Source organism: Parafannyhessea umbonata, assembly GCF_900105025.1.
Classification (GTDB): domain Bacteria; phylum Actinomycetota; class Coriobacteriia; order Coriobacteriales; family Atopobiaceae; genus Parafannyhessea; species Parafannyhessea umbonata.
Map to the genome: position 1 here is coordinate 447,991 of NZ_LT629759.1, position 15,335 is coordinate 463,325.

The window sequence follows — 15,335 nt, forward strand, 5'->3', positions numbered from 1 at the left end:
TAGGAGACTGTGAGGCATATGGAATTCGAGAAGAACCTATCCGTTATCGAGACCGGCATTGCTGGGCTCAAGGTCGTCGAGCTTGCGGTGCACGGTGACAACCGCGGCTGGTTTAAGGAGAACTTCCAACGTGCGAAGATGTGCGCGTTGGGTATTCCTGACATCCGTTACGTCCAGAACAACGTGAGCTTCAACGCGAAGCGCGGCGTCACGCGCGGCATCCACGCAGAGCCCTGGGACAAGTTCATCTCCGTTGCTACCGGCTCCGTATTTGGGGCATGGGTCGACCTTCGCGAGGGGAGCGAGACCTTCGGCCAGGTGTTTACGACCACGCTCGACCCATCCCGCGCGATTTTCGTACCCCGTGGAGTCGGCAATTCCTTCCAAGCCCTAGAGGATGGCACGGCATACACGTATCTCGTCAACAGGCACTGGTCTGCAGAACTCAAGAAGACATATACCTTCGTAAACCTTGCCGATCCTACGCTCAACATAAAATGGCCGATTCCCCTTGCGGAGGCAGAGCTCTCGGAGGCGGATAAGAACCACCCCATGCTCGAAGACGTCGTTCCCATGAAGGCTCCGCGCGCGCTGGTCACCGGCTGCAACGGTCAGCTCGGCCGGGCCGTGCGGGCCCTCGCGGAGGAGACGGGCGTCATAGACACGTTCGACTTCTGCGACATCGATACCTTTGACCTCTCAAGGGCAGAGGACTACTCAAAGTACGACTGGGACCTCTACGGAACGGTCATCAATTGTGGTGCGTATACGGCAGTGGACAAGGCCGAGACCCCCGAGGGCAGGAAGGTCTGCTGGGCCGCAAACGCCACTGGTCCCGCACTCATGGCGCGGACCTGTGCCGAGCATGGCATTACCATGGTTCACGTGAGCTCCGACTACGTGTTCGACGGCACGCGGGAGGTACATGACGAGGACGAGGGCCTCGCGCCGCTCTCGGTGTACGGTCAGTCCAAGGCGGCCGGGGATCTTGCCGTCGAAGCGTGCCCTCGGCACTACATCGTTCGCTCCTCCTGGGTCATTGGAGACGGTCGCAACTTCGTGAAGACGATGGCCGCGCTCTCCGATCGCGTTGCGGACCCATCTGACTCGCTTGATGCCATCACTGTCGTGGATGACCAGTCTGGAAGGCTCACGTTCACGGACCAGATGGCCAAGGGCATCTTCCACCTCCTCGGCTACCGCGACGGATTGGCGCCCGTCGACCCCGCCCCGTATGGCACGTACGACCTCACCGGTTCAGGAGCCACAAAGAGCTGGTGCCAGATTGCTTCAAAGGTGTTCGAGCTCAGGAATGGGAACGACGATGCGGTGCGACCCGTTTCCACGGAGAAGTACTACGCCAGCGCCGCCGGCCCCATCGCACCACGTCCCCGCTACTCGACCCTGGCGCTCGACAAGCTCTCCGCGACAGGCTTCACCCCCAGGGACTGGGAGCATCAGCTTGCGGAGTACGTTGCGACTCTGACCAGGTAGGAACAAGACAACTGACAAGGAGCCCTAGATGGCTGAAGAATCGTTCGAGCCGCGCAATATCATCGTTACCGGTGGCTGCGGCTTCATCGGCAGCAACTTCGTCCGCTGGGTGGCGCGCAACCATCCCGAGACTCACGTGACGGTGCTCGACAAGCTCACGTATGCGGGCAACCCCAAGAACATCGAAGGCCTTCCCGAAGGTAGCGTGGACCTAGTCGTCGGAGACGTATGCGACGAGAAGCTCCTCGACGAGCTTGTCCCCGGCCACGATGCGATCGTCCACTACGCGGCGGAGTCCCACAACGACAACAGCATCCTCAACCCCGAGCCGTTCATCCAGACCAACGTCGTTGGCACCTACCGCCTCCTACAGGCCGCGCGCAAGTACGATGTCCGTTACCACCACATCTCGACCGACGAGGTCTATGGCGACCTTGCGCTGGACGAGCCGCGCCGCTTCCGCCCGGACGATCCCTACAAGCCCTCGAGTCCGTATAGCTCCTCCAAGGCCTCGAGCGATTTGCTCGTCCGCGCCTGGCACCGCACCTACGGCGTTCGCGCAACCATCTCCAACTGCTCCAACAACTACGGCCCCTACCAGCATGTTGAGAAGTTCATCCCTCGTCAGATTACCAATATCATCTGCGGAATCCGTCCCAAGCTCTATGGCGACGGCAAGAACGTTCGCGACTGGATCCACACAGAGGACCACTCTCGTGCCGTGTGGGATATCCTCACCAAGGGTCGCATCGGTGAGACCTACCTCATCGGTGCAAACGGCGAGAGGGACAACATCCACGTCCTGAAGGCCATCCTCGAGCGCATGGGCCAGCCTGCGGATGCGTTCGACTGGGTCCGGGACCGACCGGGTCACGATCGCCGCTATGCTATCGACCCCACAAAGCTGGAGACCGAACTCGGCTGGAGGCCCATCCACACGGACTTCTCCGAGGGGCTCGACCAGACCATAGCCTGGTACCGCGAGCACGAGGACTGGTGGCGTCCCGTCAAGGAGGCGACCGAGGCTAAGTACGCCAAGCAGGGACAGTAGGTCGTCCACGATTCTTCTCGCTTTAACGTAAGCCCCAGCTCCGGTTGTTCCGAAGCTGGGGCTTACTTTTGATTAGGTTCTTACCAAGAGACTGAGGCTTTACTTGTCGCAGGGTTAGGCAAGCCGCTTATCTCCGAGCCAACCCCACCTTGGCGTGACCGTCACTCCGTAGTACGCTAACCAATCCTTTACGGCAATCTGACGGACGTAGCCGTAGACACTGTCCCTTATGAACCCGTCTCCGATGTAGATGCCGACGTGTCCGTAGACGGAACCAGCTCGCGTATGCGGGTGGGAGCTGACGGCAATGATCATTCCGATTTTGAGCTGTTTCGGGTCGGATGAATGACAATACCTGCGATAGAGGTCACACGCGTCGCCAGAATAGTATCCGTAACCGGCGTTCGCGACGACGTTTGAGACCCAGAGTGCGCAATAGCCACCAGGAGTTGCGGGCGTGCTGAAGGCAGAGTTGCGAACGCAGGCCTGAGCGCTGTTCATTGTGGCCGTGATCTGACCGTAATAGCTACTCTCGTCCACAAATGCGAAGGCGGTGCTGCCGGGTGCGTTGTTACCCTTGGGTACGAGTGTAATCTCGAACGCCTCTGCGGAAAGGTCGAGTCCCGAAGTGCCTGCGGAAGCGCCGTCCAATGCCCAGTCAAGCCAACCGATGTTGTGTGTGTGGACTCGATAGTACACGTCGAAGAAGCGGGCAAGCGTGCCGCCTAGGGAGATTCGTATCCCCTGGATGCTGTTTGCAACGGACGAGTTCCCTGCGTCGGACCCATCTGATTGGGCGCCAACCCAACCAACATTGGCTAGATGGACCTGGTATGAGATATCTCCCGAGAATGAGTTGGTGCCTGCGTCCAGAGAGGCTCTCATCGCGATTATCGGCATGCTCTTGCCCGTTGAACCAGCGACGCCACCGTTAGACGCGTTTGACCACTCGCCGCTGGATTCCTGACCAGAATATGAAACTCCGGCAGCAGATACGTAACCGATGCCGGTACTCGGCTTGCTGGCGGCTGTCTTTCTGCACATGTACAGCTGAATTGCCTCAATTCGCTTGGAAAGGTCGGTCGTGCCAGAAATGGAGTTTCGTTCTACACCACCAAGTACCCAGTCGAGCCAACCGTAGTTTGCGACATGTACGCGGTAGTAAAGGTCGTACTGCTTTGCAATATCTCCTTGTAGGCAGAACTGGACCGCTTCAACGCGCAAACCTCTGCCCGTGGTTCCCGAAACAGCCCCGTTTGCGACCCAGTTGCCCCAGCCGCTATTCTGGAGATAGGTGCGGTACTGTATCCCGCCATCGATGTCGTAGCCACTTCCAATGGTCGCAGAGATTGCCTCGATACGCTTCCCAACGCCCGTGGTCCCCGACGTTTGTCCATTGGTCGCGGTGGCGTTCTGCCAGCCGATATCCTGCACGTGGCTTGCGATGGAGATTCCGGCGTTGTCGACAAACGAGCTGTCTCCGGTAGCGGGGGAGTCAGATGCGCCTTTCAGTTTGAGAAGGATCTGCAGGGCCTCAATCCGCTTTCCAAGGCCGACGGAGCCAGCTGCATCACCATTGCAGGTCCAGTCAAGCCATCCCCGGTCCTGGATGTGGACGCGATAGAAGATATCGTAGAACTGAGCATATTGGTCAAGAAGGCGAATCCTAAGGGCCTCGATGGCACGTGACTTGCCCGTGGTGCCGGCGGTTTCGCCATCGCGACTCCAAGTTTTGTCCCAGCCTTGGTATGCAATGTGGGCCTTGTACTCGACCGCGTTCGAGATCTCTGCACCGTTGCTGTCGACAATCGAGATTCTGACAGCCTCGACACGCTTGCTTTCGCCTGTGGTGCCTGCCGTCGCAGGGGTAGGCTGGTTTGGGTCGGATGAGACTTCCTCCTGCCACCCCTTGTCCTGCACGTGAGCCTGGTAGCGGACGGAGGGCATCGAGTCCTTAGATTGCCCTTCTCCAATGTCCTGGCTTGTGGAATTCGAATCGGTTGTGTCGATAGGGGCGCTAGTATCGCTCAAATCTGTGCTTATGGACCCGGTCGAATTGTCTTCGGGGGATGTCCGCGTGTTGGGGATATCCTGGCTCTCGATCTTATCCGGGCTTCCGATCTGGTTGGACTGTCCCTCGGTTGTTGTGGTGCTGTTGCTGCTTTCTGCCGGCGTGGACTGTTGAGTCGCTGGGGGCTCCGTCGTCTGGAGCTGCGTCATCGGTTGCGATGTCGTTGCAGGCGCGCTGGTCTTAACTGCATCGGTTGTCGCGCTATCTGTATCCGATGCCATGGCGAGGGTTGGGGCAACCATTGTAGAGAGCGCGAAGGCTAGACCTGCGGTTACGGCGAGCGCGGAAAGCCTGGCGTTACGTCCAGAGAGCATGCCCTCTTTGGGGGAATTTGTGCAGGGTGCAAGATGCTTTGGCGAGTATTGTGACTTATACGTGACCATAGTTGCCTCCTATCCTCTTGATCGCCTTCAGGCGACATTTGTCCTGCATTGCGGTCAACCGAATATCGGACATTGTTTCCGATGGTGGGGAACCATGTGATGCTTGCGCCTAGGGAACTCGACCTCATGCCGGAAAACAACGTTCCGTATCCGGTTATCAAGGTGCGGGAAAAATCGAAGTCGACCCGACTAACCCGTTGGAAAGTCCATAGCTGGCTCCAGCGAGAAATGCCTCGTCGTCAATGGGAACCTCAACTGTTTGAGAGGTGCCTTGCATGTCACGACACGGTAAAACGTGCGGACAACATACGACTTGTTGCGAAAGAAACTAGCGAGCATCGGGTCCAATCTTAGCATTTAAGGTAAGATTGTGAATCTAGATGGAGACTTGAATTCTTTCTCAATGTCCGTTTGGAGGTACAGATGCGTACTCGATTTCAGGGCATGCTTGCGACGATCACATCTTTTGCTATGTGCATGGCCCTCGTTCCAACGCCCGCCCTTGCCGAAGCGTTGAACAGCTCTTCAGGAGACGGTGCGGCGCCATCGGAGCGGGAATTCGCTTCGTCTAGCATAAATCGGGATAGCACTGGGAGGAATGGTGAAGATTCGTCAAGTAACCAGGACTTGACAGGACAGGACGCTTCTGCTTCCAGAACAGACGTAAGCGCTTCTATCCAGGATGATGCCAGCGCGTCTTCTGAGCAGACATCTACGCTGACGAACCAGGAGGACTCGTCGTCCTCAACCCCGACTGAATCCGATTCCCAGAGCGCCGCCAATGCAGACGAGCAGAAGCAAGAGCCCGATCTAACTTATGCGGCCCACGTCCAAAACATCGGCTGGCAGGCAAACGCGTCTGACGGCGAGGTTGTCGGTACGACGGGCAAAGGTCTGCGTATGGAAGCGCTGCGCCTCTCGCTTGGCAACATGACCGATGGTTCTTCCATCAGCGTAAGCGCACACGTCCAGAACATCGGATGGCAGGACTGGAAGAGCAGCGCCGACAGCGAGGACGGCTATGCGATCGCGGGTACAACTGGTAAAGGTTTGCGCGTTGAGGCAGTCAAGATCAAACTCGATGGCCCTGTCGCTTCCCGCTACGATGTCTGGTATCGCGTCCACGTTCAGGACAAGGGCTGGATGGGTTGGACCAATGATGGTTTGATGGCTGGCACCACGGGCTTGGGCAAGCGTATCGAGGCGGCCCAGGTGATGCTTGTCGAAAAGGGCGCGGACGTCCCGGGTTCGACCAGTGGGTCCTCCGAGACGGGCACAGAACAGCAGCCATCCGTTTCGTATCGCACGCACGTGCAGAATATGGGATGGCAGGGCTGGTTCAGCGACGGCAAGACTGCCGGCACGACCGGTATGGGTCTTGCCGTGGAGGCGCTCGATGCGCGCCTTTTCGGCCTCAATGGCGCTGTGCAGGTTGATTCTCACGTGCAGGACCTTGGCTGGCAGGGCTACAGGCAGACTTCCGACAGCATCGTGTCTGGTACTACTGGCCAGTCCAAGAGGGTCGAGGCAATCAGGGCCAGGCTTACTGGCGAGGCCGCTCAAAAGCATGACCTATGGTATCGTGTGCACGTTAAGAACCTCGGCTGGCTTGGCTGGGCAAAGGCGGGGAGCGATTCCTCCGACGGAGCCATTGCCGGCACGACCGGTCTTGCCCTTCGCGTGGAGGCGGTGCAGTTCAAACTGACTGACAAGGGTGCCGCTGCACCTGGCGACACGAGCCGTCCGTACGTTGCGGCTCCGACCCTCACGTATCAGGCTCACGTGCAGAACATCGGCTGGCAGGGTTGGGTCGGTTCCGGTGCTGTCGCTGGTACCACGGGCAGGGGGCTCCGTGCTGAGGCTCTGTGTGCCAAAGTGTCTGGTGTGGGTCAGACGGGCGAGGTACAGATTAGCGCACACGTTCAGGACATCGGCTGGCAGAACTGGAAGTCCCAGGGGGATGTTGCCGGCACCATTGGCCAGGGTAGGCGTGTAGAGGCCATTCGCATTCAACTGACAGGTAGCATGGCCCAGACATGTGACGTGTGGTATCGAGTGCATATCGAGAGGCTCGGCTGGATGGGCTGGACCAGGAATGGCGGCTATGCCGGGTCCACTGGGTGCTCCGCTCGCATTGAGGCCGTCCAGATCATGGTGACACCGAAGGACTCCGTTGCGCCGGGGTCTACCTGGCTCTCGTACACCACGGATCGAGGGCTCTTTATGGAAGACGCCGACATGTACTACCGTGCCCAGAATTATGGCAGCAGGACCAATTGGCTTCTCATGGTGAACTATGGCGCATGTAGGGTCGGCATTTTCATGCGCTCGGGTAGTGGCTGGAGCCTGTACGACTACATCATGTGCTCTGACGGCCAGTACAGCACGCCTACCGTCCATGGCGTCTTTACCGTTGGCGCCAAAGGCTATTCGTTCAGCGGCGGCGACCATACGTGTTACTACTACACGCAGTTCTATGGCGACTACCTGTTCCACTCCGTTCTGTACCATCGTGGAACTTATGGTGTCCTCGACGGCAGGCTTGGTATGCACATCTCGCAGGGTTGTGTGCGTCTTGACATCAACAAGGCGAAGTGGATTCACGACAACATTCCGACAGGTACCACGGTGGTCGTCTACAACTAGCATTCGAGCGAGGGTGCAATAAACGTGCGCCCTCGCTCGTAGCCTTTACCAGCATGGATATGAGGAGCACCACATGAAAAGGCACTTGGCAATCGTTGCCTGCGGAGCACTTCTGGTGCTCAGCTTGGGCCAGATCTCGGCATTCGCGGCGGATTCTACCACGACGCAAGGTACTGCAGACTCAAGTTCGATGACAAACGGCCCTTCCGATGACGATAGCCCTAGCTCTGCGACATCTCCTGTAAGTACGAGCGAGAAGGGTGTGGCCTCCCCTGCAGAGGACATGGTTGCCGAGGGCATAGACGAGTCACGGTCTACGAGTTCTGGCGAGTCCATCTCCACAGGCGAGTCAGCGTCAGAGTCTGGCCAGCCCAGTTCCTCAGGCGATATCCAGAACGAGGGGCTTGTAAACTACAGGGCCCATGTCCAGAGCATCGGCTGGCAAGACTGGACCAGGGACGGGGGCCTAGCTGGTACGACGGGCAAGTCTCTACGCGTCGAGGCGTTCCAGCTCCGGCTGAAGAGTGCCTTATCGGGCTCCATCGAGTATTGCGCCCACGTCCAAAACGTTGGCTGGCAAAAGTGGTTCAAGGACGGAGAGATTGCGGGCACCTCTGGCGAAAGCCTACGTATCGAGGCGCTGTGCATCCGACTTACGGGTGACGCTGCCAAGGAGTATGACGTTCGTTATAAGGTTCATGTGCAGAACGAGGGTTGGACCGATTGGGTTTATGACGGCGATGTTGCTGGTACGGAGGGCAAGTCGCTTCGGATTGAGGCCGTCGAGGTTGAGCTGGTTAAGAAGCCTGAGGCTTCTGTCTCGGGCGCCGCGCACGTTCAGGACTACGGATGGATGCGAGCCGTCAGGGATGGCGCACAGATGGGTGTTGTGGGTCAGCAGAAAAGGCTAGAGGCTTTCAACCTCGAACTTTGCGGGACCATGTGCCCTGATGCCGGTGACAGTCATATCGAGTATGCGGCGCATGTGCAGAATGTTGGTTGGCAACCGTATGTTTCGGACGGCGCAAATGCGGGTACCACGGGCGAGGGCCTTCGCGTTGAGGCAATCAAGATTCGGCTATCTGGCTCCATTTCGGAGAAGTACGACGTCTGGTATCGTGTCCACATTAAGGACTACGGCTGGCTCGCGTGGACCAAGGACGATGGGGCTGCAGGTACGACTGGACTTTCAAAGCGCGTTGAGGCTATACAGGTGGAGCTTCGCGCGAAGAATGCTGATGCACCCAAGAACGATGGCCAATGGCCATTGGCCACGTTTGGCGCCGCTGACGTCAGCTACCGCACTCACGTCCAGAACATCGGCTGGCAGGATTGGCAGTCTAACGGAAGTCTGAGCGGAACAACGGGTAGGAGCCTCCGCGTCGAGGCGTTCGAGGCAAACGTGAAGGCCGAAGGAATCACGGGCGGCATTAGCTATTGCACACACGTTCAGGACAAGGGCTGGACGGATTCCGTATCGGATGGTGTGGTTTCTGGTACTGTTGGCTCTTCCAAGCGCGTCGAGGCTCTCAAGGTCTGGCTGACGGGCGACATGGCCAAATACTATGACGTCTGGTACCGCGCCTATGTGCAAGAGTACGGATGGCTTGGCTGGACATGCGACGGCGCAATCGCTGGCTCCACGGGCATTGAATACAGGGTCGAGGCGATAGAGGTGCAGGTGCTCGCCAAGGGTTCCGATGCGCCTGGGTCGACGTCGAGCCCGTATGTGACGCAGCCTGTGAGGCGAGTGTACTTCCACAACATCAATGCCGTGGGCCAACCAAACGGCTTCTTCTGCGGCCCGACGTCCGGCTACATGGTCCTCAGCAACGTTGGCGCATGGCGTTCAAATTCTGGGACGCCGCTATCTATAGAGAACGTTGCCTCGTACATGCGCACGAGGTCGTACGGCTACACGAGCTTTGCCGACCGCATGTTCGAGAAGGGAATGAATGACTGGCTTGGAAGGAATGTGTACACCACATATCACACGCCAAGCTATGCCACGGTGAGGTCCTCGGTCTTGAAGTCGTATTCGACGGGATATGCGACGTGCGTGGACGAGCAGGAGCGTAGGGGCGGCCCTCACTTCAACGGGCACGGAAACACGACCTTCTCGCACATCATGGTGGTCGACGGATACAACGAGGCAACGGATCAGGTCTACTTCGCAGACCCGGCTTGCTCGCTCTACGCAGGCGCGTCACCTCATTTCTGGTATCCCAGCCTGCGTACGTTCACGAACACCTACCTGGCACAGGAGTACATCCGCGACGGCAGGCAGCACATCGGCATCTACACCTCGAGGTAAGGCGATAGAACATGGCGAATCACTTCAGGCGAGAGACTGGGGCAGAAGGCGTTGCGAACGGTTCCTCGTCTGCAGGGAAGCTTGGCGCGAGAAAAGCAGCCATCGTAATCGGGCTATCCCTGTTGGTTCTGGCGCTGCTGGGCATCGTGCTATTCGTGCTTTGGACAAGGACAAATGGGGAGCCGAAGGAATCGGGTTCCAAGGGTGAGGCCGAGGTCGAGACGGTAAGTCCCAAAACCGATGATGGCAACTCGTCGGGAGGGCCTGCGGGGAACGGGCTCCCGTTCAGCCTGACGGGGGTGAGTTCGAACGCGCCAATCGTGAAGGTGAAGGAGGGTGAGGCAAAGGCATCGCTTGCCGACGAATGGACGTTCGGTGGCGACTACCGCGAGATTGGGTCGTTCCCGATAGATGGCTCCACCGTGTTTGGCTCGTTTACGGACGACCCAGACAACCTCCTTTCCTACACGCCTGCGCTGATTGGCACTTCTGGTACCAAGAGACTGGGTAGTGCCTCCGCTGTCTCTGGAGACGGATACTTTGAGCCCCAGGACGGTACGGGCAATTCCAAGCAGGTCGTCTGGCGTTCTGCGCGCGTGAACGACTCGAACGCGTTTGGGGTGGATGACTGGCAGATCAGTCGCTGGAGCGCGAAGGACAACGAGGTGCGCGTACTTGCGAGTGCGGAGGGCATCAACGGCCGCAAGGATACGCCAGGCATCGTTGGCGAGGTTGTCCCTACGGCAAACGACGACTACGCGTTCTTCGCGTCCAACGTGCTGTCTGGCGACTCCTCGTGGGAGTGTGACGTTATTGCGATGCCCGTGAACGGTGGAGAGGTGCAGGGACTGGGAGAGGGGAGCTTTCCTGCCGCGGTCTCTGGCGGTGTCTTGTTCGCGACGTCTAGGGTGTCTGACGGCCACTATGCGAAGGTGCGCAGTGCGAGAAACGGCTCACTGACCGCCGCGAAGACGAGGTTTACTGTAAAGAGCGGCTCTGATCAGTGGGGCGTGACGGGTGTGTGGGCGTCCGGCAACTACAGGGCCGTGTCCTTCTCACCCGCGAGCGCGTCTAGCCAGACGTATGTGGGGCTCTGGTCCGGTGACTTCGATAAGCCAGTCGTCTGGCTTGCGATACCCTCGGGAAGTGTAGTCGCCTCGATGAACGACAGATGGTTCGTGTGGGGGAGCGGATCCCAGGGCGAAAATGCCGGGATGTACGCGTATCGCTGGTCGGACGGGAAGACGTTGTACCTAGGAACTGCGAAGGGCTATTCGAGGCCGTCGATTTCGCAGGACGGTGATGTTGTCATGGTGCCGGAGACCGACGGAAACAAAGCAGCACGGTATCATGTGGGAAAACTCGACTGACGTCCGCAACGGCCCGAGCGTGTGGCCGCATTGACGTCTTGGACGCGAAGGGGGACGCTTCATGCGGGGCATGGCAAGAGGACGTTTAGAATCGCTTTCGATTGCGACGTTGGTATCTACTTTGTTGGCGATGGCATGCGTTTTGTGCGCCGTTAGCGCCTACGGCGAGGAGACGCCTTCTGCTTCCGCGCACGACGCTGCGGACATCACCTTCAAGTTGGGGAAGGGCGTGCCGGCTACCGATGCGGCGAACGAAGAGCTGGGGTGGCGGAAGGTTGCAACCGTAGCGAGCGCTTCGGAATTGGCTGCGGTTGGAGACGATGCTGCCGAGCCGGACGGTACATCCTTCTCGTACGTTGAGCTTGGCGGGGAAGATCGCGACAAGATAGAGGTAAGCGTCAAGGCTGGAGACTCGAACTGGTCCGACTGGACGAAGGGCGACTCCGAGCAGGAGCAGGTGTCTGACGGAAAAGTGCCGATGCAGTGCGTGCGCCTGAGGCTTGCCTCGGATGACGTGAGTGAGTATGCGATTGCCTATAGGGTGCACGTCGCAGGCAGCGGATGGCTTGGGTGGTGCGCGGACGGGGAGGTCGCCGGGTGCGAGACGGACGGTACGGTGGTAGACGACCTCGAGGTTGTCTTCGTGAAGAGGGGCGAGGGGAACGAGCTTGCCATGTTCCTCTCTGGGCAGGACAAGGCGGCCTACGTTGGTTCCGATAACGCTGGAGGCGCTACGGAGGCCAATCGGGAGAACGCGGCGGATTCCGAAGATTCTTCGACGAGCGCGGGACTGCCCGCTGCTAGGCCGTCTGCGTCGAGTGCTGTGACGGCGTCGGTTAGCTATCGTGCGCATGTACAGAATATAGGTTGGCAGTCGTACGTCTCGGACGGAGAGACCGCAGGTACCACCAGCCGTGGGTTGAGGGTCGAGGCGCTCTCGCTTGGGGTGGCAGGTGTGAGTGGCGGCATACGATACCGTGCTCACGTCCAGAACATAGGCTGGCAGGGCTGGCATGCGGACGGCGAAGATTGCGGCACGACGGGCAGGGGGCTTCGCGTAGAGGCGTTGCAGATCGAGCTGACGGGTGCCGCGTCAGCCAACTACGACGTCTACTATCGCACCCACGTGCAGAACGTCGGCTGGACCTCCTGGTCGAAGAATGGCGCGACGTCGGGAACGACCGGCATGGGTCTTCGCGTCGAGGCGGTTCAGGTTCTCCTGGTTAAGCACGGGCAGGCGATTCCCACGGGGGATGGCGCTGCATATTCGAAGTTCGCCAATAGAACGTATTCGAGCCCGACCATTCGGTACCAAACTCATGTCCAAAGCGTTGGTTGGCAGGCGGAGACCAATGACGGAAACATGGCCGGGACTCAAGGACGGTCCCTGAGGCTCGAGGCGCTGAGGGTGAGTGTCGCGGGCGTCAGTGGGGGAATTCAATACAGGGCGCATGTCCAGAACATAGGATGGCAGAGCTGGGAGAACGACGGTTCCATTGCTGGTACCGAAGGCCAAGGCCTGAGGATGGAGGCGCTGGAAGTCCAGCTTACCGGAGATGTCGCTTCGAGCTATGACGTGTACTACAGGGTGCATGTTTCGGACATTGGCTGGATGGCTTGGGCGAAAAATGGTGAGACAGCTGGTACCGTAGGGCTCGGAAGGCGCGTCGAGGCGGTCCAGATGAAGCTTGTGAAGAAGGGCTCGCCTGCACCGTCTGGCGAAGACGAGAAGGCTTCCTACCCATCCATCTACGCACCGGAAATTACCTATGCGACGAGCTCTGTCGGGGGTGACTGGCAGGCTACGGTCAAGGACGCTGAAGTCTCTGGCACAACGGGAAAGTCGCTCTCTATCGGTCGACTCCGTGCACAGCTCTCCTCTCCCTCTTCCTATGGCGGCATCAATTACCAGGTATCGACGGATGGCACAGACTGGTCCGATGTCGTATCGGATGGAGTCGATGCCGGCGTGTCGGGCTCTGCGCTAAAGGCTGTTCGCCTCTCGCTGACAGGTGCTGCAGCAAAGTATTGCGATGTGTGGTACTGCGTACACGTCTCTAACATCGGATGGCTTGGCTGGACGAGAAATGGTTGTGATGCCGGTACGGAAATCAGCTCGGATTCCATAGAGGCGATTCAGGTCGTCGTCAAGCTGAAGAGCTCATCAGCACCGGGCTCTACGGTCAAGCCCTTTGCCTACCAGGATCTTTTGAACGGAATCGACATCGCTTCTCACCAAGCCGGAATCGATGTAGCTGGCGTGTCGGCGGACTTCGTATTCGTCAAGGCGACGCAGGGCACCTGGTACAAGAATCAGCTTCCCTCAAAGGGATACGATTACGCCGCCTGGGCAGACAAGATACTTGCAAGTGGGAAGCTCCTCGGCTTCTATCACTACGCCGAGGGTGGGGATCCAGTGAAGGAGGCCGAGTACTTCTACGATGCCATCAAAGCCTACAAGGGAAGAGCCGTGGTGGCTCTCGATTGGGAGGAGCAGGAGAACAAACTCTTTGGCACCGGCTTTGACGTGCAGTGGTGCAAGAGGTTCCTGGATAGGATTGCAGAGCTTATGGAAGCGAAGCCCCTCATATACATGAGCAAGAGCACCACAAGAATGTACGACTGGGGCTCTGTTGCCACTAGCTATCCATTATGGGTTGCCCAGTATGCAAGCAACAACACTACGGGATATCAATCGAACCCGTGGACAGATAGCTATTCATTTGGCGCTTGGGCAAAGCCCCTCGTCTTCCAGTATTCCGCCACCGGAAGGGTCAGCGGATACGAGGGAGACCTCGACTTAGACCTTTTCTACGGCTCTCGGAACTCTTGGGTTGCGCTTCAGTAGCTCCCGTGATGCGTTTCTCACTATATGTATGATATTCATGTCAGACATTCGGGATGCTAGAGGCACGTCGCGTTAACTTGGCCATCGAGATTGATTCAAGGCCGAGATAGGCTTTTGGAAAAGGAGAAAAATGGGAAGGCGTCATATATATGCCTATGATTTTATTAGAGCCATCGCGATTATCATGGTCGTCGCGGTTCATTGTATTCCGGGCAGGGCGGAAACATCAGCTGCTCATTTTTACAACACTCTGTTTCAAGCAGCATTATTCCCTTGCAATGTCCTGTTCTTTATCCTGAGTGGACTTTTGAATATTCATGCAGACTACGAGTCACGCTACTTGGACTACGCTTTACGAAAGCTTCGCTCAATCCTCCTGCCCACACTTGTATTCATGTTTATTAATACCGTTGTCGATATGGTGGGGCTGCCAGGCGCCGACTTTGTAACAATTGCAAAGCAGTTCTTGACCAACTCTTTTTCCAGTTACTCAGACAGTATTTTTTGGTTCGTCATGGCAATCTTTGCCATGATTCTTGTAGCGCCTTTCTTTGCAAATTCGTTTGAACGGATGAAACGGGATGCTTGTCGCTTCTTTTCCGCACTATTCTTGGTTTTTTCTGCGCTCAATCTAGTTGGCTTCTATCTTGGTATAGGTTTCGGTTGGTCGTGGCCAACGAGCATGTTCTTCGTCGTTTTCCTTCTCGGTCCTTCTATTGGACATATAAAGATAAAACACCCTGCTGTTCCGTGGGCTATTTTTTGCGCCTGCGTCGCAGTGTCAACTCTGCTTATTATGGGTGGATTGCCTCATCATCCCGCGGATGATAATACACCTTTCTATTTTCTTGCTGGAGGAGCTCTGTTTCTTTGTCTTCGCCAGATGGGGGAAAGGCTTAAGCCAAATCGCTTTATATCGGTCATTTCCAAGTACTCCTTTGATATCTATATGTGTCACATAATGCTGCTTCCTCACATGCCTGATTTTTTACTGATGACAACCAGGCCTCTCGCTCACATAGCGCTTACCGCTTCGGTTTTAGTGGCGTCGCTTATCGTTTCGATAGTTGCAGAATATCTGGTGATTAAACCTTTGCAGAATCTGGTTAGTCACATCCAAAATGGTCTGAGCTCATCCGCTGAGAGCTAATCAGTCCA

8 protein-coding genes are annotated in these 15,335 nt (G+C 57.6%); 7 read left to right on the plus strand and 1 reads right to left on the minus strand.

Translation table 11 applies throughout. The features are described from left to right. Positions 1–18: 18 nt before the first annotated feature. Both BLT96_RS02080 and rfbB read left to right on the plus strand, forming a co-directional pair. Positions 19–1,494, plus strand: coding sequence for a sugar nucleotide-binding protein (locus tag BLT96_RS02080; RefSeq protein WP_090861406.1), 1,476 nt, complete (start codon positions 19–21; stop codon positions 1,492–1,494). A gap of 28 nt (positions 1,495–1,522) precedes the next feature. Beyond that, complete coding sequence (rfbB, locus tag BLT96_RS02085; protein WP_090861407.1) at positions 1,523–2,545, plus strand: dTDP-glucose 4,6-dehydratase; 1,023 nt, start codon at positions 1,523–1,525, stop codon at positions 2,543–2,545. A 114-nt stretch (positions 2,546–2,659) separates the two neighbouring features. On the opposite strand, the gene BLT96_RS02090 is transcribed toward rfbB, so the two are convergent. Beyond that, positions 2,660–4,999, minus strand: a complete 2,340-nt coding sequence (locus BLT96_RS02090; RefSeq protein ID WP_090861408.1) for a hypothetical protein — start codon at positions 4,997–4,999, stop codon at positions 2,660–2,662. A gap of 627 nt (positions 5,000–5,626) precedes the next feature. On the opposite strand from BLT96_RS02090, the gene BLT96_RS02095 reads away from it, so the two are divergent. From BLT96_RS02095 to BLT96_RS02115, 5 genes are all read left to right on the plus strand, one after another. Continuing rightward, positions 5,627–7,645, plus strand: coding sequence for a L,D-transpeptidase family protein (locus BLT96_RS02095; RefSeq protein ID WP_172824965.1), 2,019 nt, complete (start codon positions 5,627–5,629; stop codon positions 7,643–7,645). A gap of 73 nt (positions 7,646–7,718) precedes the next feature. Continuing rightward, complete coding sequence (locus BLT96_RS02100; RefSeq protein ID WP_090861410.1) at positions 7,719–9,959, plus strand: C39 family peptidase; 2,241 nt, start codon at positions 7,719–7,721, stop codon at positions 9,957–9,959. A 320-nt stretch (positions 9,960–10,279) separates the two neighbouring features. Next, positions 10,280–11,329, plus strand: coding sequence for a hypothetical protein (locus BLT96_RS02105; RefSeq protein ID WP_157692108.1), 1,050 nt, complete (start codon positions 10,280–10,282; stop codon positions 11,327–11,329). Positions 11,330–11,558: 229 nt separating this feature from the next. Next, positions 11,559–14,177: a GH25 family lysozyme gene (locus tag BLT96_RS02110; protein ID WP_172824966.1), complete on the plus strand. Its 2,619-nt coding sequence runs from the start codon at positions 11,559–11,561 to the stop codon at positions 14,175–14,177. A gap of 130 nt (positions 14,178–14,307) precedes the next feature. Continuing rightward, positions 14,308–15,327 carry an acyltransferase gene (locus BLT96_RS02115; protein ID WP_090861413.1) on the plus strand — a complete coding sequence of 340 codons (1,020 nt, stop codon included), beginning with the start codon at positions 14,308–14,310 and terminating at the stop codon, positions 15,325–15,327. Positions 15,328–15,335 lie beyond the last annotated feature (8 nt).